This window comes from Helicobacter pylori, from assembly GCF_002832345.1.
In the GTDB taxonomy this organism is placed as follows: domain Bacteria; phylum Campylobacterota; class Campylobacteria; order Campylobacterales; family Helicobacteraceae; genus Helicobacter; species Helicobacter pylori_CP.
Genome location: NZ_PHLZ01000018.1, coordinates 15,377 through 36,560, shown reverse-complemented (window position 1 = coordinate 36,560; position 21,184 = coordinate 15,377). Strand labels below are relative to the sequence as shown.

23 protein-coding genes are annotated in these 21,184 nt (G+C 36.1%); 5 read left to right on the top strand and 18 right to left on the bottom strand.

Annotated features, from left to right (window positions below):
• The first annotated feature begins 238 nt into the window (after positions 1-238).
• Positions 239-889 carry a cag pathogenicity island translocation protein CagU gene (gene cagU / locus CXY28_RS06035; protein ID WP_100979955.1) on the top strand — a complete coding sequence of 217 codons (651 nt, stop codon included), beginning with the start codon at positions 239-241 and terminating at the stop codon, positions 887-889.
• 12 nt (positions 890-901) lie between these two features.
• Positions 902-1,744 (top strand): type IV secretion system apparatus protein CagT, encoded by an 843-nt coding sequence (gene cagT, locus CXY28_RS06030; RefSeq protein ID WP_000776470.1) that lies wholly within the window; start codon positions 902-904, stop codon positions 1,742-1,744.
• 201 nt (positions 1,745-1,945) lie between these two features.
• On the opposite strand, the gene cagS is transcribed toward cagT, so the two are convergent.
• The 4 genes from cagS to cagP form a co-directional block, all read right to left on the bottom strand.
• Positions 1,946-2,545: a cag pathogenicity island protein CagS gene (cagS, locus tag CXY28_RS06025; RefSeq protein WP_100977659.1), complete on the bottom strand. Its 600-nt coding sequence runs from the start codon at positions 2,543-2,545 to the stop codon at positions 1,946-1,948.
• Positions 2,546-2,981: 436 nt separating this feature from the next.
• The gene (gene cagQ / locus CXY28_RS06015) at positions 2,982-3,362 is read right to left on the bottom strand and encodes a cag pathogenicity island type IV secretion system protein CagQ (RefSeq protein ID WP_100979953.1); all 381 of its coding nucleotides are present in this window, start codon (positions 3,360-3,362) and stop codon (positions 2,982-2,984) included.
• Positions 3,299-3,478, bottom strand: coding sequence for a hypothetical protein (locus CXY28_RS08820; protein ID WP_100973721.1), 180 nt, complete (start codon positions 3,476-3,478; stop codon positions 3,299-3,301). Before CXY28_RS08820 ends, cagQ begins: the two co-directional genes overlap by 64 nt.
• A 320-nt stretch (positions 3,479-3,798) precedes the next feature.
• Complete coding sequence (gene cagP, locus CXY28_RS06005) at positions 3,799-4,152, bottom strand: cag pathogenicity island protein CagP (RefSeq protein WP_000828388.1); 354 nt, start codon at positions 4,150-4,152, stop codon at positions 3,799-3,801.
• Between the two features lie 425 nt (positions 4,153-4,577).
• On the opposite strand from cagP, the gene cagM reads away from it, so the two are divergent.
• Together cagM and cagN are read left to right on the top strand one after the other, a co-directional pair.
• Positions 4,578-5,708 (top strand): type IV secretion system apparatus protein CagM, encoded by a 1,131-nt coding sequence (cagM, locus tag CXY28_RS05995; protein WP_000879901.1) that lies wholly within the window; start codon positions 4,578-4,580, stop codon positions 5,706-5,708.
• A 14-nt stretch (positions 5,709-5,722) separates the two neighbouring features.
• Positions 5,723-6,658, top strand: coding sequence for a cag pathogenicity island type IV secretion system protein CagN (cagN, locus tag CXY28_RS05990; protein ID WP_100979951.1), 936 nt, complete (start codon positions 5,723-5,725; stop codon positions 6,656-6,658).
• Between the two features lie 65 nt (positions 6,659-6,723).
• On the opposite strand, the gene cagL is transcribed toward cagN, so the two are convergent.
• The 3 genes from cagL to CXY28_RS05975 are packed head-to-tail and all read right to left on the bottom strand — an operon-like array spanning position 6,724 to position 9,534.
• On the bottom strand, positions 6,724-7,437 hold the full coding sequence (cagL, locus tag CXY28_RS05985; RefSeq protein WP_100979949.1) for a cag pathogenicity island VirB5 family T4SS-associated adhesin CagL: 714 nt from the start codon (positions 7,435-7,437) through the stop codon (positions 6,724-6,726).
• Positions 7,434-8,579 carry a cag pathogenicity island type IV secretion system translocation protein CagI gene (cagI, locus tag CXY28_RS05980; protein ID WP_100979947.1) on the bottom strand — a complete coding sequence of 382 codons (1,146 nt, stop codon included), beginning with the start codon at positions 8,577-8,579 and terminating at the stop codon, positions 7,434-7,436. Before cagI ends, cagL begins: the two co-directional genes overlap by 4 nt.
• A 10-nt stretch (positions 8,580-8,589) precedes the next feature.
• Positions 8,590-9,534 carry a hypothetical protein gene (locus tag CXY28_RS05975; protein WP_001891399.1) on the bottom strand — a complete coding sequence of 315 codons (945 nt, stop codon included), beginning with the start codon at positions 9,532-9,534 and terminating at the stop codon, positions 8,590-8,592.
• On the opposite strand from CXY28_RS05975, the gene CXY28_RS08815 reads away from it, so the two are divergent.
• A complete protein-coding gene (locus tag CXY28_RS08815; protein WP_000562355.1) occupies positions 9,521-9,721 on the top strand; it encodes a hypothetical protein in 201 nt (66 codons plus the stop codon). The genes CXY28_RS05975 and CXY28_RS08815 overlap by 14 nt on opposite strands.
• Here the strand turns inward: CXY28_RS08815 and cagG are convergent.
• From cagG to csd3, 11 genes are all read right to left on the bottom strand, one after another.
• Complete coding sequence (gene cagG, locus CXY28_RS05970) at positions 9,718-10,146, bottom strand: cag pathogenicity island type IV secretion system translocation protein CagG (RefSeq protein ID WP_000855883.1); 429 nt, start codon at positions 10,144-10,146, stop codon at positions 9,718-9,720. The genes CXY28_RS08815 and cagG overlap by 4 nt on opposite strands.
• A 54-nt stretch (positions 10,147-10,200) precedes the next feature.
• A complete protein-coding gene (cagF, locus tag CXY28_RS05965; protein ID WP_100979945.1) occupies positions 10,201-11,007 on the bottom strand; it encodes a type IV secretion system chaperone CagF in 807 nt (268 codons plus the stop codon).
• Position 11,008: 1 nt separating this feature from the next.
• A complete protein-coding gene (gene cagE, locus CXY28_RS05960; protein ID WP_100979943.1) occupies positions 11,009-13,960 on the bottom strand; it encodes a cag pathogenicity island type IV secretion system ATPase CagE in 2,952 nt (983 codons plus the stop codon).
• A gap of 8 nt (positions 13,961-13,968) precedes the next feature.
• Complete coding sequence (cagD, locus tag CXY28_RS05955) at positions 13,969-14,592, bottom strand: cag pathogenicity island type IV secretion system protein CagD (RefSeq protein ID WP_100979963.1); 624 nt, start codon at positions 14,590-14,592, stop codon at positions 13,969-13,971.
• A gap of 4 nt (positions 14,593-14,596) precedes the next feature.
• The gene (gene cagC, locus CXY28_RS05950; protein WP_100979941.1) at positions 14,597-14,944 is read right to left on the bottom strand and encodes a cag pathogenicity island type IV secretion system protein CagC; all 348 of its coding nucleotides are present in this window, start codon (positions 14,942-14,944) and stop codon (positions 14,597-14,599) included.
• A 142-nt stretch (positions 14,945-15,086) separates the two neighbouring features.
• The gene (cagB, locus tag CXY28_RS05945) at positions 15,087-15,314 is read right to left on the bottom strand and encodes a cag pathogenicity island protein B (protein ID WP_000428889.1); all 228 of its coding nucleotides are present in this window, start codon (positions 15,312-15,314) and stop codon (positions 15,087-15,089) included.
• Positions 15,315-15,783: 469 nt separating this feature from the next.
• Positions 15,784-16,548 carry a 4-hydroxy-tetrahydrodipicolinate reductase gene (dapB, locus tag CXY28_RS05940; RefSeq protein ID WP_100979939.1) on the bottom strand — a complete coding sequence of 255 codons (765 nt, stop codon included), beginning with the start codon at positions 16,546-16,548 and terminating at the stop codon, positions 15,784-15,786.
• A gap of 22 nt (positions 16,549-16,570) precedes the next feature.
• Positions 16,571-17,950, bottom strand: a complete 1,380-nt coding sequence (glcD, locus tag CXY28_RS05935) for a glycolate oxidase subunit GlcD (RefSeq protein ID WP_100979937.1) — start codon at positions 17,948-17,950, stop codon at positions 16,571-16,573.
• A gap of 1 nt (position 17,951) precedes the next feature.
• On the bottom strand, positions 17,952-19,301 hold the full coding sequence (pgbA, locus tag CXY28_RS05930) for a plasminogen-binding protein PgbA (protein ID WP_100979935.1): 1,350 nt from the start codon (positions 19,299-19,301) through the stop codon (positions 17,952-17,954).
• Between the two features lie 10 nt (positions 19,302-19,311).
• Positions 19,312-19,950: an NUDIX hydrolase gene (locus tag CXY28_RS05925; protein ID WP_078250544.1), complete on the bottom strand. Its 639-nt coding sequence runs from the start codon at positions 19,948-19,950 to the stop codon at positions 19,312-19,314.
• Positions 19,950-21,161: a peptidoglycan DD-metalloendopeptidase Csd3 gene (csd3, locus tag CXY28_RS05920; RefSeq protein ID WP_100979933.1), complete on the bottom strand. Its 1,212-nt coding sequence runs from the start codon at positions 21,159-21,161 to the stop codon at positions 19,950-19,952. Before csd3 ends, CXY28_RS05925 begins: the two co-directional genes overlap by 1 nt.
• Positions 21,162-21,184: the final 23 nt, after the last annotated feature.

Sequence of the window (21,184 nt, the reverse complement as noted above, 5' to 3'; positions counted from 1 at the left end):
GCTTTATTGTTTAGTTATTAGTTTGTTGGTTGTAGAACTTGAGAAATTTTTTCATTAAGAACCCCTTAAAATAATCTCGATTATAGCAAAATTTCTGTAAAAACATATATTTGAAAAAACCTTTCAGTAATGAAATTTTAGAAGCGCCTAATTTAAAGAGATAAGACAATCACAACTCTAGAGAGAGAATGGTATAATAACAAAACAATTTCTCAATTTAATTCTTGAAAGGAGTTTCATGAACGCTACAACAGAGCATCATGGATCCAATGCGCTAAACGCCCCATTACCTAGCAACTCACAGAGCAATGATCTTTTAAATTTGCTAGACTCGTTATATCCCAAAGGGAGTTTAGGGGAGCAAAGATTTCACGAAGCTTTAAAGAATCAAGAAGAGTTGAAAAATATCCTGATAGAAATAGAAAAGCTACCGCAAGAAAAAAGGTATGAACTTCTGATGCAGATAGGACAAGCCAAACAAAGAATAATGGAAGCATACGCTCATTCATTCTTAGGATATATAGGGGGACTAGAGCATCTGTTAGGATTGTGTATGGGTGGGATATTTGTTTTGTTTGCAATCTATTTTGTATTTTTAAGAACTAGCAAAAACATGGAGCTAGTGGAAAGTCTAAAAACAAAACTAAAACTTCAGTATTTTTACTATGCCTTTGGTGTAGGTGCGGTTTTGTTTTTTGGATTAGAAACAATTAGATCTATTTATGAACTATATATATTAGGAATTGGTAGCACTAACGACAAGGTGCTCTTTGTTTTGAAAAACATTTGCTTCATAGGTATGGGTTATTTGATTTATAAAGTTATTAAGGTTATTGGTATAAAAAATTTTATCAATGGTCTTTTCACTTCAAAGAAACAAGAGCAATAAGGAGAAACAACAATGAAACTGAGAGCAAGTGTTTTAATCGGTGCGACAATTCTGTGCTTAACTTTAAGCGCGTGCAGTAATTATGCGAAAAAAGTGGTGAAACAAAAGAACCATGTTTATACGCCTGTGTATAATGAACTGATAGAGAAGTATAGTGAGATACCCTTAAATGACAAACTCAAAGACACACCATTCATGGTGCAAGTGAAGTTGCCAAATTACAAGGACTATTTGTTGGATAATAAACAAGTTGTACTAACTTTCAAACTTGTTCATCATTCTAAAAAGATTACGCTCATAGGCGATGCCAATAAGATCCTTCAATACAAGAATTACTTCCAAGCTAATGGAGCAAGATCTGACATTGATTTTTACTTGCAGCCTACTTTAAATCAAAAGGGTGTGGTGATGATAGCGAGTAACTATAATGATAATCCTAACAACAAAGAACAACCACAGACCTTTGATGTGTTGCAAGGAAGTCAGCCAATGCTAGGAGCTAACACAAAAAACTTGCATGGCTATGATGTGAGTGGAGCAAACAACAAGCAAGTGATCAATGAAGTGGCAAGAGAAAAAGCCCAGCTGGAAAAAATCAATCAGTATTACAAAACTCTCTTACAAGACAAGGAACAAGAATATACCACTAGGAAAAATAACCAACGAGAAATTTTAGAAACATTGAGTAATCGTGCAGGTTATCAAATGAGACAGAATGTGATTAGTTCTGAGATTTTTAAGAATGGCAACTTGAACATGCAAGCCAAAGAGGAAGAAGTTAGGGAGAAGCTACAAGAAGAAAGAGAGAATGAATACTTGCGCAATCAGATCAGAAGTTTGCTCAGTGGTAAGTGATTGAAAGAAAAGGAGAGAGTAGATTTTTCTAAGGGTAGAGAGAAACGCCAATAGGCGTTAGCCTTACTTGATAGGTAAGGCGATCAATTAGGTAATCTTTTTAAAGCACTCATCATTTTTTAATCCTGTCTCTGCCTGAGACGAATACTTTTCAAACTGAATTTTGTTAGTTACACCGAGATTTTTTGTTCGTTTTCTGCATCAAGCATTTTGCACTCCTTTTTCTTTCATGTATTTTTCAAGATCAAATTTCATCAGCAAATCCCTAACATAGTCGTTATATTGTTCAATGGTTTTTAGATTAGCGTAGAAATTCATTTCTTCATCTGTCATCACAAACAATTTTAATAGCGGGAGCTTAGTGCCATACAATTCTATTTGCGAGTCCATTTCTCTAATACTCATCTTGAACATGATGGGCTTACTGAAGAAAGGCAGAAATATTCCAAGAATTGATCGATCAAATTTGGAGAATAAGAAATTAGGATTCTCTACAATGGCATGCAACAGCTCCATAGTCTCACTCTCAAGCAATCGATAAACCTTTTTAAATTTATCAACACCAATACTTTTGATAACAGCGCGATAATCTTTCATGTAATTTCTTAGAACCTTATCTAACGCTCCCTTGTTTGTATGCATCTGTTTGAAAAAATCATGCATGGTTTTTATTTGATCTATGATTTTCTTTTTTTCATCAGTGTTTAAAAGTTCGTTCTCCTGCAAGCTCTCAATAAGTTTTTCTTTCTTATCTTTTGAGTTGGCAATCATTGAGAAGAGTTTTCGCATGTTATTACTCATATCGCTCTTGATCCTTTCAATGGATTTGGTTTCTCTTTAGATTGTTCAGATCGTAAAAGTTTATATTGAAATTATACAATATCTGTTGTGTGAAAATTTCAGAGCGGTCATAATTCAAAGAGCAAGAAACTATTTTTTAACCATAAAATATTGTTTCAACCACTCCTATATCTATTTTTCAAAACCTACAAAAAACGCTTTCACAAATAGCTCTAAAAACCGATTTAAAAAAGTTTTAATGCTATATATTATTTTTAAAAAGCAAGATCGGTCGTAAAAATGCGTTACAACTAAATGGTCAAGATAACTCAACTTTCAAAAAGGAGTCTTAAGTAATAAAATCATAATGTTCAGCTAGTAATCTATTGCCTTGTTGATCAAACAAAGCTCTGCGTGAAAGATGAAAAAATTTCACCTTTAGATAGTTAATACACCACTAGAGTCTTACTTGAGAGACACTCATTTTATTAGCGGTTTTGTCTGATTTGCTGCTACCAAAACTATTACCAACCAAAGCAGATCCCATGTTTTTGATACTATCGAATCCATTTTTCAGCACTTCTGCCATAAAATTCTTGATATTGTCCATAGGCAAATTAAATTTTTTCCCTAATGCTTCATTAAGTCCCATCATTAACATCAGAAAGAACAAAAAATTTAATATCATAGAAAACAAATCACTGGATAAACTTGTAAAAAGATTTGTTCCGCCACCCAACAAAGAAGCTAAAATTTTTCCCATGATCAGTCCTTTTATTTTTGGTTGTGTAAGTTCTTGCTTGTTCGGATCTCTAATGCGTGTTTTAGTAGGAAGCATTTCACAATAGCACACCTAAAGCTACTAAGAAAATTCTTGAATCTAAGATTACTCATGAAATCAAGCGATAAGTAACAACCAATCGCAAACAAATCAAATATTTTGCCACCAAACAAGCCATATCCTTTTTGTTTTTATCTCCTAATTATAGCAAATTTTTCTCAATATTAATTTGGAAAACCACCACCATATCAAAAACAAATTACTAACACACTAGATGCAGAATTATTTTTAAAAAACACTCCTTTAAATTTAAAATCATGGGGTTTTAGGATTTGAATACCAAAAATCGATTGTTTTTTCAAATAAGCTAGCTTTGGGTATGCGCTTAAAAAGATTTTAGTTTTTAGTCAGTAAGGTTTTATGCTAATGTTTGGAAATAAGGAAATTTCTCTAGATCAAGTCTTGATCAAGTCTTGAGAAATTTTTGAACGAATCATAAGAACCAATTTTGCCATTGAGTCATAAGCATGATTAGCTTCATTGTGAAATTTGCGTGGCTTAAGAGATAGTATTTGCTTATTATACTGAGAGAAACGAGTAGCAAAAGATAAGTAGTGTAATAAAAAAAGCTAGGTTTTATTATAAGAGCAAACAAGAATAATATTGGATAAACTAAAATCACCCCTGCCCCATAAGAAAAAAGCGCTATTAAAAAACCTATAACGATAGAGCTGATATTGAACAGCCTATAATAAAGGCTGTATTTATCTAAATGTTTGTTGAAAGAATGTTTGAATTGTAAAAAGTTTTGTTTTAATTTGCTTAATTTGCTAATCGGTCGTTTCATTTTGGTTTTGAAAGAACTAATTCAAGGCGGTGAACCTATAAAGGAGCATAGGAAACAATAAGTATTTTACAAAACCACCCTAATCTAACTCCAAATCTCAAAGAATACCCCACTTGCTGATACTAACGTGCGGTATAGCACAAACCAACGATTTGTTTGTTTATGCCAAAAAAAGAACAGAAAACATCTGTTAAAGAATAAAGGAGTTTTCCATCTAAAAAACACAAATCTATTATATAGAAATAATCTTAAGAGAAACTTAAAAAATACCAACAAGCCGCATACAAGCAAGAAAAACATAACACCATAAAACCTAGATTTTACTTACCTTTTGGATATGGAAAAATTTTGATTCATAGTTTTGTAAAAATTGTGGTAAAATGTATTGATATTTTTTGAAATTTTAAGGTTACAAAAACTATAAGATGCTTGCAAAAATCGTTTTTAGCTCGTTGGTTGCGTTTGGAGTTTTGTCGGCTAATGTGGAGCAGTTTGGTTCATTCTTTAACGAGATAAAAAAAGAACAAGAAGAAGTGGCTGCAAAAGAAGACGCTCTTAAGGCTCGCAAGAAGCTCTTAAACAATACGCATGATTTCTTAGAAGACTTGATTTTTAGAAAACAAAAAATCAAAGAGCTTATGGATCATAGAGCTAAAGTTCTTTCAGACTTAGAAAACAAATACAAAAAAGAAAAAGAGGCTCTAGAGAAAGAGACAAGAGGTAAAATCCTTACTGCTAAGTCAAAGGCTTATGGGGATCTAGAGCAAGCCTTAAAAGATAACCCTCTCTATAGGAAACTTCTTCCTAACCCTTATGCCTATGTTTTAAACCAAGAAACATTCACCAAAGAAGATAAGGATCGTTTGAGTTATTACTACCCCCAGGTGAAAACGAGCAGTATTTTTAAAAAAACCACCGCTACCACTAAAGATAAGGCTCAGGCTTTGCTTCAAATGGGTGTGTTTTCTTTAGATGAAGAACAAAACAAAAAAGCGAGCCGATTAGCTTTATCTTACAAGCAAGCGATTGAAGAATATTCCAATAACGTTTCTAATTTATTGAGCAGAAAAGAATTGGATAATATAGATTATTACTTACAGCTTGAAAGAAACAAGTTTGACTCCAAAGCAAAAGATATTGCTCAAAAAGCTACTAACACGCTTATTTTTAACTCGGAACGCTTGGCGTTTAGCATGGCGATTGATAAGATTAATGAGAAATACTTAAGGGGCTATGAGGCTTTTTCTAACTTGTTGAAAAATGTCAAAGATGATGTGGAATTGAATACTCTGACTAAAAACTTCACCAACCAAAAATTGAGTTTCGCACAAAAACAAAAATTGTGTTTGTTGGTTTTAGACAGCTTCAATTTTGATACCCAATCCAAAAAATCTATATTAAAAAAGACTAATGAATACAATATCTTTGTAGATAGCGATCCTATGATGCATGACAAAACCACTATGCAAAAAGAACACTACAAGATATTTAATTTCTTCAAAACAGTGGTTTCTGCATACCGAAACAATGTTGCCAAGAATAACCCCTTTGAATAAGAAAGGAGACGCTCTTGAAAAGTATCTTCAAAAAATTAGGTTCTGTCGCTCTTTATTCTTTAGTTGTTTATGGGGGCTTAAACGCTATCAATACAGCATTGTTACCGAGTGAATACAAAAAATTGGTGGCTTTAGGCTTTAAAAAAATCACAACACTCCATCAAGGACATGACGGCAAAGAAATTACAAAAGAGGAAAAAGAATTCGCCACTAACGCTTTGAGAGAAAAATTACGGAATGATAGGGCGAGAGCAGAGCAAATTCAAAAGAATATTGAAGCGTTTGAAAAAAAGAACAACTCTTCTGTTCAAAAAAAAGCGGCTAAGCACAGAGGATTGCAAGAATTAAACGAAACTAACGCTAACCCTTTGAATGACAACCCTAATGGCAATTCTTCCACTAAAACCAAATCTAATAAAGATGATAACTTTGATGAGATGATCAATAAGGTGAATGAATCTTTTGTAAAACCTGTTGCTCCGCTTGTGCCTGATGAGTGGAGAACGCCTGAAATTGAAATCATTATCAATGAGTGTATTATTTCAAGCAACGATTACGATGGGTTAAGAAAGTGTTTGATCAAAGGCATCAAGGATCAAAAAATTCTTACCCCCTTATTAGAAAAAATTCAAGAAATAGAGACAGAAAATAACAAGTTTTCTAGACAACACTTGAGTGGTTTAAAACTCGCTCTTAATAACAGCAACAATAGAACTTTTCTTATAGCTTCGTGTGCTATTTGTGAGAAGAGAAAAAAAGAAATGGAGCAAGAAAATAACTACCAAGATACTACAAATGCAAGTGAGTTTGGAGCTACTGATACAAAAGAAAATGAAGCAAAAGATGCAGCATTCTCAAACAATCGCTCTAAATCTGAACTGCCCAATAGCGTCATTAATCAAATAGAACAAAGTATCGCTCATGGAAAAAATAGCGATCCAAATTATTAGCTCAAAAAACAACTAGAGAAACAAATCCCAAAGGTTAGAAATCATAGCCTATCGTCTCAGAAAAATCATTTAACAATGATCTTACTTGATTGCCTTTCTTGTAGGTATTGCCGCTTACTTTGTTCTAGGGATCTTTCTAATGCGTCCAACTCCTCTAAATAATTTAAAAAGACCTTGTTGTGAGCTAACATAAGCTTTCTGATTCCTTTGATGAAATTTTTATTTTTTAGGCTTTCTACAAGCGTCTGTGAAGCAGTGATTAAGGAAGCTGTACCTCCAATGTTGCTCTGATATGCCTTTAGAGAAGTTTCTAAACGCTCTCTTATATTTTGTTTTTCTTGCTCGATTCTCAGCTTCCCCTCACAATAAAGAACTAAAATTTTATCGGATATTCCGCATTGCTGCTCAGCAGTGTTTTGGTCTAAGGGATTGATTTTCATATAGGTTAATAAAAGTTCAGGGCTAGACATATAAGTCTTGAAAATCACATCTTCTGAGATGAAAAATAACTCATTCGCTTCAAAATTGGCTTTCAATAACGCTAAATCTCCTCTCAAAGCAATGGCCGCTTTTTTGATGTTTAGAGCATCTTCTTGACCTATTTTATCATTAGCGCTAGGGCTAGTGGTTGAAAAAATCTCATCTAGGTTTTTGAGCACTTGTTGGTTGGTCTCTTCGTAGGTGCTATCAAGTTGCTTTAAGCCACTTGTTATATCTTCTGCCATCAAAACAGACAAGAGCAAAAAAGAAGATATGGTATTTTTCACGAGTGTTTTCATTTGACAATAACTTTAGAGCTAGCAATGTTTCTTGCTGTCGTTTCTCTTTCTAATTTCAGTTGTTCTTCCCAAAGGTCGGCTTTTTTTTCAAGATTCTCTATATAGTTTAAATGATTTTCTGCGTTTAAGATAGCAACTTCTATGAGCGCGTTCAAATCTACTGATCCTTTTAAGGTTTTGATTTCTCCATTGATCCCATTCAAATAAGCGATATTTTGAAAATCTGCATCACTCAGTTTATTTTGAATAAGGGCTACAATCATTCTGTAATTCTGAATAACCTGTTCCATAAGGCATGCTGAAATTTTTAGCCCATCAAGATAGGGGCATTTTGTGGGTGCTAGAGTGAATGTTTCAATGATTCCAAATGGTGCGCCCATGCTTGAAAAAAAACTAAGAGCAGGCGCGTAGATGGCACTTTGAAACAAAGCCTGACCCGTTAGGGAATTATAGTCAATAAGGGTCGCTTTTTGCATAGCTGTTTTCAACCATGTTTCAAAACTTTCTAAGGTTTCTTCAAACGCCTTGATACCAATCGTATTGTAAGCGATGTATTGAGCGTTGTCAGAAGAACTTCCCAGAGCTTGAGAAAGCATTTCCATTTGTGTTTTTAGGGTAACGCTTGGTTCAAAGCTATTTTTTAACGCTTCTAAGAGAGCGTTTTGCTGGTTCATTTTGAGCTTGATTATTTCGTTATTTTTTTGGAGCGCAATTTGCATGTTTTGGATTTCTGTTTGGGTATTAATTTTTTGTTTTTCCACGATCATTTTGACATTCCCTCCCAATGCGCTAAGCGCGCTTGAATACCCTTCCATGACGCCAAGCAAGATGTCTGAACCTGCAAAAAACCCCCCTGTCATGCTATTGACACCATTAATAACGCCATTAGCCCCTTTTAACATAGCGCTCATGGTTGCAAGCTGAGTCCTCAATTCTCCCTCTATTTGCGCTTGAATGGCTTTTTCTTTGGCACTAGATTGAGCCTCTATAGCTTTTAATTCGGCTTGAGCGGTTTTTTGTTTGGCCTGTGCATCCGCCTGAATGGCTTTTAAGGCGGGTTCAAGCGTTATTACTGCCCCTGCACCATTTAAAGACAAGCCACAAAAAGTTAAGAAAGAAAATATGCTTAAAAAACATTTCACATCTCTTTCCTCACTTCACGATTATTTTAGTTTGCACCCTTTCTGTTAAGTAGCTATCTTTTTGCCCCTTAAGTTTGTCTTTGATGTAATCAAGATAAGTCAAATGCGATTTCAAAAAAGATTTATTCGCTACTATATTGTAATTATATAGCGAGCTTATGTTAGAAATCGCTTGAGTGTCATAGGTGCTAGTAGCTAATCCTGATTGATTAAGTATCATTTGAGAAGCGTTTTGCAACAAATTGGTATTGTTTTTCACAAATTCTATATAGTATTCTCTCAAAATTTCTGCTACTTTTTCAGCATAGCAATAAACAGCAAGAACTTTGTCCCCAATAGGGCATGCAGGAGTGGTCATAGGATTAGTGCCTGAAGTTAGGGCATTAGTGGCTAACGCTTGGTATTTGGCATAAACAGTGGGCATAGAAACACTCATGGGCGTCATAGAAATTTGCATGCAACTAAAAAACACTTTTGATGAGCCAACAAGTGCACCTAAAGCGGTGCAGCTATCAAGGGAATCGGCTGTATCATTCATTGAGCTGTTGCTTGCTTGAGAACGCAGTTGCTCTTGTAGAGCTAGGGCGTATTTTGGTGCTGCGCTTGTAATATTGCCTAAGATACCGCTCATCATTTCAACCGTTGTTGGCACGCTAGGAACAGCGATTTGATTCGTCGCATAAGCTTCAATAGCGCTAGGATTTTTAGGGGTGGTGTTACTCGCTAAAATGCTTGCAATCTGACTATTAACAGCACTAATTTGTGCACCTTGCGTGTTGCCTTGTGCGTTAAATTCCCCTGTTAATTTGCTGATATTTAAGATATTGTTCCCCACAGCCATGCTTTGATCGTTAAAACCCTGATACAATTGGTTGTATTGTTGGTTAGCGGCTTTCATAGGCATGCTTACGGCTTCAGCGATGCTTTGATTGTATTGGGTCATGATAGCGGTCATTTGCGGATTAGTAAATCCCACAACAATAGGAATAATCGCTGCTGACATAGCACCCGCTACTATTCCTGCAAATGGCCCTGCAACACCACTTGTGCTTGAGATGATTGAGGAAATTTCCGATAAGAATCCTGCAGAAGATGATTCATATATAGCTTGTGTACCTGCCATGTTAATACCCCCTAGTTAATACCCTAAGATCGGTGGTAAAAACGATGAATCTGAGTATGTTGGTGCATAACCATACATGAAAGGATTGTTTGGACCGTAATCGCCCATCATTTGGCTCATGAGAAGATTTTGAATGCCCCACATCGCATTGATACCTAGATTATCATTAGGTTGAAAACTCCCTAAACTTATGTCGTCAAACTTGATATTAACATTCTTATCGTTATAGTCATTGAGTATGGCCACTTTTTGCTCTAGGGTTTCTTTAGGGATCTCTATTTTTAGTTGATCTCTAGAAACAAGCCCCACGCTATTTAGTGCCATATCTTCAGGACTAATATCTTTTATATCAGTGTTTTGGTCAGCGTTAAGCGGAGCATTAAACATGCCAATGATAAGACACCAAGCAAATAGTAATTTAATTTTATAAAAATTCGTTTTCATACTTTTGACTCCTTTATTCTTATTTTTAGCACTATTCTAGCGCATTAACACCACTCAATCGTTGTTTTTGTTTTGATTTTTTTGATCGAGCATTTTGTTTGTTACTTCATCAATGTTTTGAAAATACTTTTCAAAAAGCTCTTTCTTTTTAGCTTCAACGCTCATATCAATTTGAATCCAATTAGGAATAATGGAGTCCATGATTAAATGCGTGAAGTCATAGGCATGATTGGTTGGGTATATTTTGTTCTGAACATAGTATTCTAAAAAATTCGCTTGAACAAAAAAATTCTCTATATCGCTCTGCATATCCTCGCTTATGTTGTTATTGATAGGTTTTTCTAGTAATCTGAGAATCCTATACGACTGCATGATAGTTTCTAGCATGAAGTAAACATAAACATAAACTAATGAGACAAAAGAATTATTGGCTTTAAATGAGCTTGCGTCATTTTTCCCACTTTGAAGAGAAATTAATCTTGATAATGTTTTTTGGGGATCTTGCCCATCGTTTATTTCTTTAAAAAAGCGGAAGTCTAGATCCTGATTACTGAGAAATGACTTGACAAAATGGAGATTAGCATTGAGACTATCTATGAGACCTGAATAAAGGTGTTCTGTTTTGACATCATCTATATTTAAAACATTCTCATAAAACACATTAACATGGTCTTCTAAGAAATTGGAAAAATCATAAAGAGTGGTAAGGTTTTGTTCAGTGATTTCGCCCTCCATTTCTTCTTCTATGAAGTCCAATTCTTCTTTCAGTTCAAAAAGATAATTAGAAAAACTATCCAAAATCGTCAAGACATCATTTTCTAAAATTTTCAATAATTTTTGTTCACGCAAACTTTGTTTCATTTTAATACTCCTTTATTTGTTGATACATTTGCCTTAGGGCCTGATATTTATCTATGATACTATGGTTTTGGACAATCTTGTCAATTTCTTTGACAAATACAGTATCTGTGGATAAAATTTTCAAATATTCTTTAGGAATGCCTCTCAAATTAAAACTAGCGATAACGCTAGGGCTTCCATCCTGTTTGTAGAGAATTTTCCTGTCTAGTCCCTTAGTGATGATTTCAAATTCTTTTTCTGTAACATTAGCTAATCTTTGGTAATCAGAAAGATTGCCCCCATCGTTTCTCAAAAAAATCTTTGTAGGGCATTGTTCTCTAATAGTATCAGCAATAGGGCAAGCCAAAAGATCAGTGATGCTTTGAGTCGCAAGCCTGACAATAGCGTTTCTTTTCCTTGCAGTTTTTAGCATGTCTCTTACAAAATAAGCGACCTTTGGATCGCCTAAATATTTCCAAGCTTCATCAATATCTAAGACAAATCTACGCCCATCCATTGCCTCTTGAATACGAGCGAAAAGGTAAAAACAAATAAAGGGCGAAACATCATTATTGTCTAAGAAACTTGACCCATCAATGCCAATAATCGTTTTTGAAAAATCCAAGCGATCTGTTGCTTTATTGTCAAAAAGCCATTGAAATTCACCATTGGTTGATTTGCAAAAAGGCGCTAATCGCGCAACAAGCCCATTAGGATCATTGTGGTCTTTTCCGAAAGCATTAATAAGTTGAGTGATGGGATAATCTAGGTTCATATCTCCTGTGATAAGGTTGGTTACTGCCGCTGCAAGCGTATTAGAATCTGCTAGGCTAAAAGAGATGCTGTTGCCATTTTCATCTTTTTCATCGCTTTTGGTTGCTAAGTTTTTCACAAGCTCTTTGACAACAGAAATAGCTGTTTGTTTTTGCTCCATTGTTGCATTGGATTTTTGCACACAAGCCGCCCAAGCAAAAGGATTTAATCCCGTATCTGTCCCTAGCTCAATCTTGACATACTCCCCACCCATTGCGACAATATTCCCATAAGCGCCATAATCTTTATCCATATAGACCATAGTGAGTTTTTGCTTGTCTTTGCTGACATTAGCAGGAAAATTGTGAACAAATTGTCCCATAGCGTTCAAGGTCATTGACATAAACACTGTCTTACCTGAACCGGTTGAGCCAAGTATCAAAGTGTGTCCCGCTGAAGCTGAACCAAAATCAGTAGGCATGTGGAAGTTCAGATAAAAAGGCGAATTGATTTCGCTTTTTAGCGTCATCACACTATTGCCCCAAGCGTTATTCTCTTGATTGCCATCAAAACTCATAGCCCTCATAGCGATGAAATCAGCAAAATTATTAGAAGTTACATCAAAAATAAAAGGAAGCGTGATAAAAGAGCAATGTTTGGCAAAAAAGTAATTTTCCATAGAGAAAGTCGCTGCGTTGGCTAAAAAACCTTTAGCGTTAAGACTAGAGACGCATTCCTTAACGCTTTGTTTCATTTTTTCAAAGCTATCAGCAAACAACACTAAAGAATTACCATAACTGCCTAGCGTAATATCACCATTACCCACTAATTCGCTCAAGCAACCTAAAGTCATGCCTTGCTCTTTAGAGCCTCCACTAATAATAATTCTTCTAGAGGTGAAAGCCAGTTTGTCCTTTAAAACCTGTGAGTTTTTAGGCGAATAAGCATGCATAAAGATGAATTCGCTGTCTAGAGCGTTGATTTTATCAAACAAATCGCTCTGTGATTTAGGGGCGTATTCACTGATCTCAATCGCGCTAAAATATTTTTCACTCAAATCATCATTTAAGATTTTTCCATGCTTATTGGCAAAATAAACTTCTTTCACCCCACCATGCATTTTTTCCTTGAGATACAAGTCTTTTCTGTTGCAAATAAAAGGGGCTTCATTCATTCCCACCAAAAAATTATAAAACTCGCATTGTTTGGAGTAAATAACGCCATCTTTAGTGTATTCTTTCAATCTAATGGGGTGGTATTTACTCAATAGCTCTTCTATGAGCTCTATCCTATCCTTGAAGTTCTCAAGCTTGGCTCTAATAATCCTTTGAAACTCTTCAAAATTATTGTCTGCAAAATGCTTTTTATTCATAACGGGTTCATTGAGAGTGTCTAATAAATCTTGCTCTATGGTGAGATAAAAACTAATATCATAAAAACTTTCTCTCTTTTGCTTCTCGTTATAGGCCCGCATAAAATCATTAGAAAAAGCAAGGCTATAGTCCCTATTGGTTTCATCAACAACGATTTTCTTTTTAATAGTGTGGAAATAGAACTTGAATTCAGGGGTAACAAAATTCCTAAAAACGCTATAAATAGAAGCGTGTAACTCTATGAGATCTTTTTTGGAAGTGGTTAAAAAATCAATGCCTCCCAATTTGATTGTGCCTAAAAGAGAATAGTTGTTAGTAAGGATCACTCCATCATCTAAAAAACATTCATAGTTATTCGCTAGATAGGAGTTTGCAGCGCTCACAAGCCTGTCTTCTCTGTTTGGATTTAAGTGGATGTCATTAGCCATTTCTTTACTAGGCTTCATGGAAAAAATGCTCATGAACGCTTTGTTTTTCACGCCCTTAAACAAAAAAGGTTTTTTAAATTTCATCGCTCGCTCCATTCTTTGATAAAGCCTATAATCCTTCTTGAATCCAAGAGCTACAAGCACAATAACAATCGCTACAATCAAAACAGGTTCATAGGCTTGAAAAAGAATAACAGATAATACAATTGTTACAAACAATATAAATATAGAAGAATAAATAAAAGTTTCAGGGAAACCAAACAACCTATTCCCCCCATCAAACAAGACTTTAAAAAAGGGATTGACACCCTTTTGCATGTCTGCTTTAAGCTCTTCTATTTTTTGAAATTGGCGCTTTTGAACCTCTTGCTCTATGATTAGCTTTTTTTGTTCGTCAGCTTGTTTGCTTGCCACAAACACCCCTCTCTTTATAGATATACCGCTTCACATGTAATCGTATAAAAGATTTTTTTGAGAGACTCTACGGTGCTAATATGTTTCAAAAGATCATTAGGATCATAAGAATTGAATACGGCCAATAAAACATTATATAGCTTATCATCGCATAGAATTTCTCTTGTTTCCCCACGCAATGACAGAAAGCAGCGTTGTTTGTTGGTCGTGCTGATGCTTTTGAAAGTAAAAAAGTCTTTCACTTCAGGATTGATCTGCAATTCTACATTCAATCCCATTTCTTTACCCTTTTCATCAAAGATTTTTTCAATAATTGGATCGTAATGCTTCAAATCCTTTATTTTTTTAAGGACTCTATTGACAATCACGAAATCAAAAACTTCATCTTTGATAATATCGGGATTGACTTCTTTGAAAGTTACTTTCTTGTCTTTCAAATTTTTGATAGTCGCTTTAAAACTATCAAAATCTAAATTCGTATAAACACGCCCGTTGGGAGTGTTTTTTTCTTTTTCTAGCGCTTCTTTTTTGGCTTGATTATCATCATTTGCTGACCCATACGAACTGAAAACAACGAAACCTAAGAGAACTTTCAAAAAAAAGCCTCTTAGTTTTTTATTACTATTATTATTGTTGATCAATTTAGCTAGCTCCTCCACTCTCGCCAATATTGAAGCCAAACTTAGTGCTCAAATAGATAATGCCACCTGCCACCGCTAACATAGCTATGGGCTGCGCATAAGCAAAAACAGTCGCCTGACCTCTTTTGATGTCATCAGAGATTTTCCAAATATCTGCTATGCCTTTGACCCCTAGAGCGCAACCACCTACGATCGCTAGAACAGAAATGATCTGAATCACCAAAGTTTTAGTTTCACTAACGCCTGTTGCAGGACTGGTGACCGCCATTAAAGGATTGGTCGTTATCACTAGCCCTAAAGTTACTACAACTTTCTTGTAGCTGTCAGTGATTCTTGTAAAAAATTTCATGCGTTTCCTTTCAAATTGAAATCAATCGCTTGAGTATACCAAAAAAAAGTATTTTTATACTATTCATACAAGTGCTACTTCATAATTTAAATCAAAACCGACGCTTTTGTTTGACAATTGACATCATTCAGGAACAATAAACCTACTTGTCCCAACCATTTTTCTTTCTCAAGTCGTTGTAGAATTGCAGATCTTTAGGATCTTTGATGTATTTTTTAATCGTCTCAGGTTGAAACCTAAAAACAAGCAGAAACAAACCCAAGCTGATCAGAGTGAGAATAAAGCTCCATTTCAAGCAACTCCATAGACCACTAAAGAAACTTTTTTTGAGACTATCTTTGAAAATCTGTCCTATTGATTTGTTTTCCATTTTATTTCCCAATGTGGATCACAAACGCTTAATTGCAAATATATACTTAATGGTAAGCATGACACACACAAACCAAACTATTTTTAGAACGCTTCATGCACTCACCTTGTCCAACCATTTCTCCAACCATCTTTAGCGTTGCATTTGATTTCTTCAAAAAGACTCATTTCTTATTTCTTGTTCTTGTTAAAATTCGTTCATTTTAGCAAATTTTTGTTAATTGTGGGTAAAATGTGAATCGTTCCTAGCCTTTAGACGCCTGCAACGATCGGGCTTTTTTCAATATTAATGAAAAAATGCCAAATATGTTACTGACCCAAGGCAAGATAATCCTTACAAAACAAACTCTTCCAATACAGCTTGATTGTCAGCAATATCCCTTATAGCAGTAAAAGCCCTTTAATAAGGCTAATAAAGGGCGGTGATTTCATTATAGAAGCGTGCATCTATACAAAAAGAATTAAAACATTCAACCAAACATTTCGCTGATTTCATATTTTTTAGCGGCTTTATCCTTAAGCCACAGGGCCACTTCTAAAGCCCCTTTAGCAAAAATAGATCGGTTAGTCGCCGTATGGCTAAGCTCTATGTATTCGCCCTCTAAATAAAACCCTATCGTGTGCTTCCCGGCGACATCGCCCCCCCTTAAAGCGGCTATGCCAATGCTTTCTTTAGAGCGCAAACCTTCTCTGTGAGTGGTGAGAGCGTTTTTTTCATCATACCCCCTAGCCTTAGCGCAAGTTTCATACAAACTCAACGCCGTGCCGCTTGGGGCATCTTTTTTGAGATTGTGGTGCGTTTCTATAATTTCAATATCCGCATCTTTTAATTTCAAAGAAGTTAAAAAGGCTAATTGGTTGAGCATCATAATCCCTATAGACATGTTGTGCGCATGCAAAAGCGGCGCTTTTAAGGCTAATTGTTGCATTTTTTCTAGCGTTTCTTTTTCTAAACCGGTTGTGCCAGAAACTAAAATTTTAGGGCATTCTAAAAGAGCCTCTAGCAAATGATCCACGCCTTTAGGTAAAGAAAAGTCAATCACGCATTCGCAAGCCCTCACAAACGCTTTTAAATCATTGGTTACTAAAGGGGCGTGTGAAAAAGAGCTGAAATCTGTTTCGCATTTTTGTCTGACAAACACGCTAGATAGTGCTAATCCCTTATACCCCCCTTTTAATTCTTCTAAAAGCAGTTTCCCTATACGACCGCTCGCTCCATAAACACCGATTTTCATGCACTTTCCTTGCTTTTAAATTTTATAGCCCCATTTTAAAAGGGTTTAAAATATTATTAGGATCAAGGGCTTTTTTAATGTTCCTAAAAAGCTCCATTTCACTATGATTAAACGCTAAAGGCATGAATTTGGCTTTAGACAAGCCTATGCCATGTTCCCCGCTTAAAGTCCCCTCCAAACTAATGGCGGCCTGAAAAATCTCTTCCATAGCCTTATGGCCTTTTTCTAAATCTTTTTTAGGATCTTCTAGCATGATATTCACATGCACATTGCCATCGCCCGTATGCCCAAAGCAAGGGATTTTAAAGCCGTATTTTTGGCTTATTTTAGCGACTTCTTGTAACAAACTCGGCAAACTAGCCCTAGGAACGGTCACGTCTTCATTCAATTTCTTTTTACCATAAACGCTAATACTTTGAGAAGCGTTACGCCTTGAAAACCATAAATCTTGCTCTTCTTGTTCGTTTTGAGCGATCTTAAAACCAACGCAACCATTGGCTTTGAAATGCTTTTCTATCTCATTGAGTTGCCATGCAATCTGCTCTTTAACCACGCCATCCACTTGAGTGATGAGTATCGCTCCAGCGTCTTTGGGTAAGCCTTTAGAAAATCGCTCTTCAACCGCTTTAATACTCAAATTATCCAAAAATTCCATCGCCACAGGCGTAACGCCGCTGCTCATTGTCTTATAAACAGCGTTCATGGCGTCTTCAATATGGTTAAAAACCCCCATTGCGCTTTGTTTTAGGGGCGGTTTGGCTAAAAGCTTTAAAGTGATTTCAGAAATCACGCCCAAACACCCCTCACTAGCGATCATCAGCCCTGCAACATTAAAGCCGGCGACATCTTTGATCGTTTTTTTGCCTGCCCTTATGATTTCACCATTCGCTAAAACCACCCTTAAAGCCATGACATAGTCTTTAGTGATGCCGTATTTAGCCGCGCGCATGCCACCGGCATTTTCAGCGACATTCCCCCCTAAAGTGCTTTGATTTTCACTCGCTGGATCTGGGGGGTAGAAGAGATTCAATTTTTCCACTTCGTTTTGGAAATGCTTGTTAATCACGCCCGGTTCGACTCTAGCGATTAAATTTTTAGTGTCAATCTCTAAAATCTTATCCAAATGCTTTTCCACGCTTAAAACTAGCCCTCCGCTCACGCTCAACGCCCCCCCTGTAAAACCGCTCCCAGCCCCCCTAGGCACAACGATGATGCGATGCTCGTTGCAATATTTTAAAATCTGGCTGATTTCTCGCTCGTTTCTAGGGAAAATCACACCGCTAGGCAAATGCCTTTCTTTGGTAGCGTCATAGCAATAAGCGTTCAAATGCACTAAATCAGTGAAAAAATCCTCTCCCCCTACTAGGTTTTTAAAGTATTGGATGTGTTGTTTCTCTAACATGTTATTTTTTACCCGCTTCTAGCGCCTTTCTTCGCTCTTCAAGCTCTTTTTCATCTCTTTCTTGATGCTCTTTCGCTCTTTGTTCAAATTCTCTCGCTCTTTGTTCGGCTTTGGCTTTTTTCTTTTCTTCTTTCAAGCGGCGTTTTTCTTCTTTAGAATTTGGTTTTTTCTCTTCTTTAGAAGCGTTGTTCTCTTTAGGAGCGTTTTTGTTTTCGCCTTGTTGGGTGGCGTTATTTCCATTATCTGGCTCTTTAATGGCTTCTTGCTTGATTTCTTGCTCATTTTCTTTGGCATTGACTTTTTCATTGCCTTTATCCATTTCTAAAGCTTTTCTTCTTCCTTCAGTCTCTCTCTCGTCTCTTTCATCATGCTCTTTTTCTCTTTCTTCAAATCCCATAGCCTTTTTGGTGGCTTTGGCTTTTTTCCTTTCATCTCTTAAATAGCGCCTTTCTTCTTTAGCATCAAGTTTTCGCTCTGCTTTTTGGTAGTTTTTCTCTTCTAAAGTAGGAGCGTTTTCTGTGCCTTGATTGGCTTTTTTAGGCTCTTTAATAGCCTCTTGCTTGATTTCTCGTTTAATTTCTCTAGAATCAATCTTTTCTTCCCTCTTTTTAATCCTTACTTCTTTGCGTTTTTCTTTTTTCACTAAAGCGTCATAGTAAGCGAAGTAGTTTTTAGACTGACTGCCTGAAAAAAGTTTCCCCAGCGTGCCTGCATCAATGCCCTCAACCCTAGAAAAAAACGGCGTGGAAGTTTTAGTAACGCCGCTTGTATCCAGCTCTCTTTTTTCTAAAATTTCAAAACTCTCACAGCTTAAAATATTGAGCGTGTTCGTGGTTACAATATAAATCACCCCAACGCTATAAACATTGCACGCTTTTCTTAAATTAGCGATTTTTGGGTCAAACCCATTCAAAAAAGTAACCAACAAATCGGAACTAATAAAATTAATATCAGTATTAGTCGCTCTGATTTGCTCATAGATTTCATCATTAGGAGCGATTAAAAACGCTTGGTTATTAAATTGCCTAAAATAGACTAAATCGCCCTTTCTAGCGACCATTCTTGGAGTGGGTAAATGGCTTTGTTTCATAGACTCAAACGCTCTGAATTTAGCCGTTGCGACGCCATTTTCAACGGCGATAATGACCACTTCAGAATTAACGATTTCATAATCTGAAAGTTTAGTAACGACAAAACCAAACTCCCCCACTTGCAAATCATGAGCCGGAAAACGAATGATTTTTTTAGGCAAATCCACAAATTCTATACTCACTCTTAAGGGTTCTTGCCAAGAGGCTGATTGCAAGCTTATAAAACTCATTAAAAGAAGTCCTATCAAAAGCCTTAACATACAATTCCTTTTAAACATTTTTAAACTTTTTTAAATGCCACAAAATAGCTAAAGACAATCCGGTGGTTTTAGCGTATTGAAAATCCATTATAAAATCAAGAGCTTTTGATCGCTCTAAAAACAGCACTTCAATCTTTTCTGTATCAATCCCCCCACCCTTTGAAACCCTCAAATTCTTATGCACTTCAGCGTAATAGAGCGTTTGCAAACTCCCGCTCAGCCCAGTCGCGCTATAAAATTGGCCTATGGTTTCTAAATTTTTAGGGCTAATTTGATAACCGCATTCTTCTAGCGCTTCTTCGCAAGCGATTTCTTCTAAACTCTTATTAGCTTTATCCACAAGCCCCGCGCACAATTCATAAGTGTATCCGTCAATATTTTGATCTTGATCGCGCTTAAAATGAAAATGGCGCGCATAAATGGCTGGGCGGAATTGTTTCACAATCACAAAGCAATCGGATTCTTTTTCATAGAGTAAAACCGCCACGCTGTCTAAAGACTTAATAATATCCCATGTTTTCTTAGTATTCTCTTCATTATAATGCATGCGTTTTAATTCTATGAAATTAGAGCTAGAACAAGGCTCTAAATACACACTGGAATCATCTATTAAAGATTTTTGATTGAAAGCATTCTTAAAATAAGACATTAAAAACCCTCCAAAAGATAAAATGAATTTTTTTCAAAAGGATGGGTTTTAAAAAGTTCTTCTAATTTTTGCTTAGAATGCTGAGCTTTTTCTAAAAAAACCTCTCTTTGCTTGCCGTATAATTTGCTTTTAGCGGTGCGGATATAGCCTAAAGGATTAATCGGGCGGGAGTTTTTATACACGCCAAAATGCAAATGCGGTCCGGTGCTTAAACCGGTGCTTCCCACTCTTCCTATGATTTGCCCTTTTTTAACGAACGAGCCTTTTTTCAACCCCTTAGCGAACGCACTCATGTGAGCATACACCAAGCGCAATTCATTCAAATGGATTTCAACCACATTCCCATACCCCGCCCTAACCCCTATAAAACCCACACGACCATCTGAAGCAGAATGGATCAAACTGCCATGTTTAGCCGCATAATCCACGCCGTAATGAGGCCGTCTGACTTTTAAAACAGGATGGAATCTCCCATACGAAAAAGGCGAAGAAATGCGGGTGTATTTCACCGGGGTTTCTAGTAAAAACCCTGCCACTTCTTGCGCTTTTGAATCGTAATAACGCCCGTTTGAATGGGAAAAGAGATAGTATTGGTTAGAGCGAGAGCTAACCATTGCCATTTTGATAGTCGGCTGGCCAAACGCTTGCCCCACACGATAATCTCTTGTATAAACGATAGCGATTTTATCGTTTTTTGCTAAGCGTTTAAAAGGCACGCTTTTTTTATACGCGTTCATCAATTGGTTGGCTAAAAGGGGGTCATTGGTGGCTTTGACAATATCTTGATAGGGCGAAGTTTGTAAAGAAAGAAGCAAAGTTTTTTCTTTACGAGTGAATATAATGGGGATAAAATCTAAAAAATAATCCTCCCCTTTTTTATAAATATGGATTTGTAAATCCTGGCTTATAGGGATAAGGGCTTGAATGAGCGTGTTGTTAGCATCTCTTAAAGTGTAATAGGTAACATTGCTTTGGATTTCAGCGCTCAATTCTTTATCTTGAAAACTCAGGTTGTAGTAAAGTTTTTGGGGGATATGGTTTTTTTCTAAAAACCCTAACAGCGTGAGCTTATCCCATACAAGCCTTTCACCCACCAATAAAGTTTGCTTTTTAGCCATTCCATCGGCTTTTAAAAGAACCCCATGGGATAAAAAAGCAACCATTAAAGAATAGATAAAATTTAAAATAATTTTCTTATGAAAAAATACCATGCAGTTGTTTAATGCCTTCAATT

Excerpts from the sequence above, each read along its gene's own strand:
- cagU (WP_100979955.1), top strand. The coding sequence starts at position 239 with ATGAACGCTACAACAGAGCATCATGGATCCAATGCGCTAAACGCCCCA.
- cagT (WP_000776470.1), top strand. The coding sequence starts at position 902 with ATGAAACTGAGAGCAAGTGTTTTAATCGGTGCGACAATTCTGTGCTTA.
- cagS (WP_100977659.1), bottom strand. The coding sequence starts at position 2,545 with ATGAGTAATAACATGCGAAAACTCTTCTCAATGATTGCCAACTCAAAA.
- cagQ (WP_100979953.1), bottom strand. The coding sequence starts at position 3,362 with ATGCTTCCTACTAAAACACGCATTAGAGATCCGAACAAGCAAGAACTT.
- cagP (WP_000828388.1), bottom strand. The coding sequence starts at position 4,152 with ATGAAACGACCGATTAGCAAATTAAGCAAATTAAAACAAAACTTTTTA.
- cagM (WP_000879901.1), top strand. The coding sequence starts at position 4,578 with ATGCTTGCAAAAATCGTTTTTAGCTCGTTGGTTGCGTTTGGAGTTTTG.
- cagL (WP_100979949.1), bottom strand. The coding sequence starts at position 7,437 with ATGAAAACACTCGTGAAAAATACCATATCTTCTTTTTTGCTCTTGTCT.
- CXY28_RS08815 (WP_000562355.1), top strand. The coding sequence starts at position 9,521 with ATGATAGCGGTCATTTGCGGATTAGTAAATCCCACAACAATAGGAATA.
- CXY28_RS05975 (WP_001891399.1), bottom strand. The coding sequence starts at position 9,534 with ATGACCGCTATCATGACCCAATACAATCAAAGCATCGCTGAAGCCGTA.
- cagG (WP_000855883.1), bottom strand. The coding sequence starts at position 10,146 with ATGAAAACGAATTTTTATAAAATTAAATTACTATTTGCTTGGTGTCTT.
- cagF (WP_100979945.1), bottom strand. The coding sequence starts at position 11,007 with ATGAAACAAAGTTTGCGTGAACAAAAATTATTGAAAATTTTAGAAAAT.
- cagC (WP_100979941.1), bottom strand. The coding sequence starts at position 14,944 with ATGAAATTTTTTACAAGAATCACTGACAGCTACAAGAAAGTTGTAGTA.
- cagB (WP_000428889.1), bottom strand. The coding sequence starts at position 15,314 with ATGGAAAACAAATCAATAGGACAGATTTTCAAAGATAGTCTCAAAAAA.
- dapB (WP_100979939.1), bottom strand. The coding sequence starts at position 16,548 with ATGAAAATCGGTGTTTATGGAGCGAGCGGTCGTATAGGGAAACTGCTT.
- glcD (WP_100979937.1), bottom strand. The coding sequence starts at position 17,950 with ATGTTAGAGAAACAACACATCCAATACTTTAAAAACCTAGTAGGGGGA.
- pgbA (WP_100979935.1), bottom strand. The coding sequence starts at position 19,301 with ATGTTAAGGCTTTTGATAGGACTTCTTTTAATGAGTTTTATAAGCTTG.
- CXY28_RS05925 (WP_078250544.1), bottom strand. The coding sequence starts at position 19,950 with ATGTCTTATTTTAAGAATGCTTTCAATCAAAAATCTTTAATAGATGAT.
- csd3 (WP_100979933.1), bottom strand. The coding sequence starts at position 21,161 with ATGGTATTTTTTCATAAGAAAATTATTTTAAATTTTATCTATTCTTTA.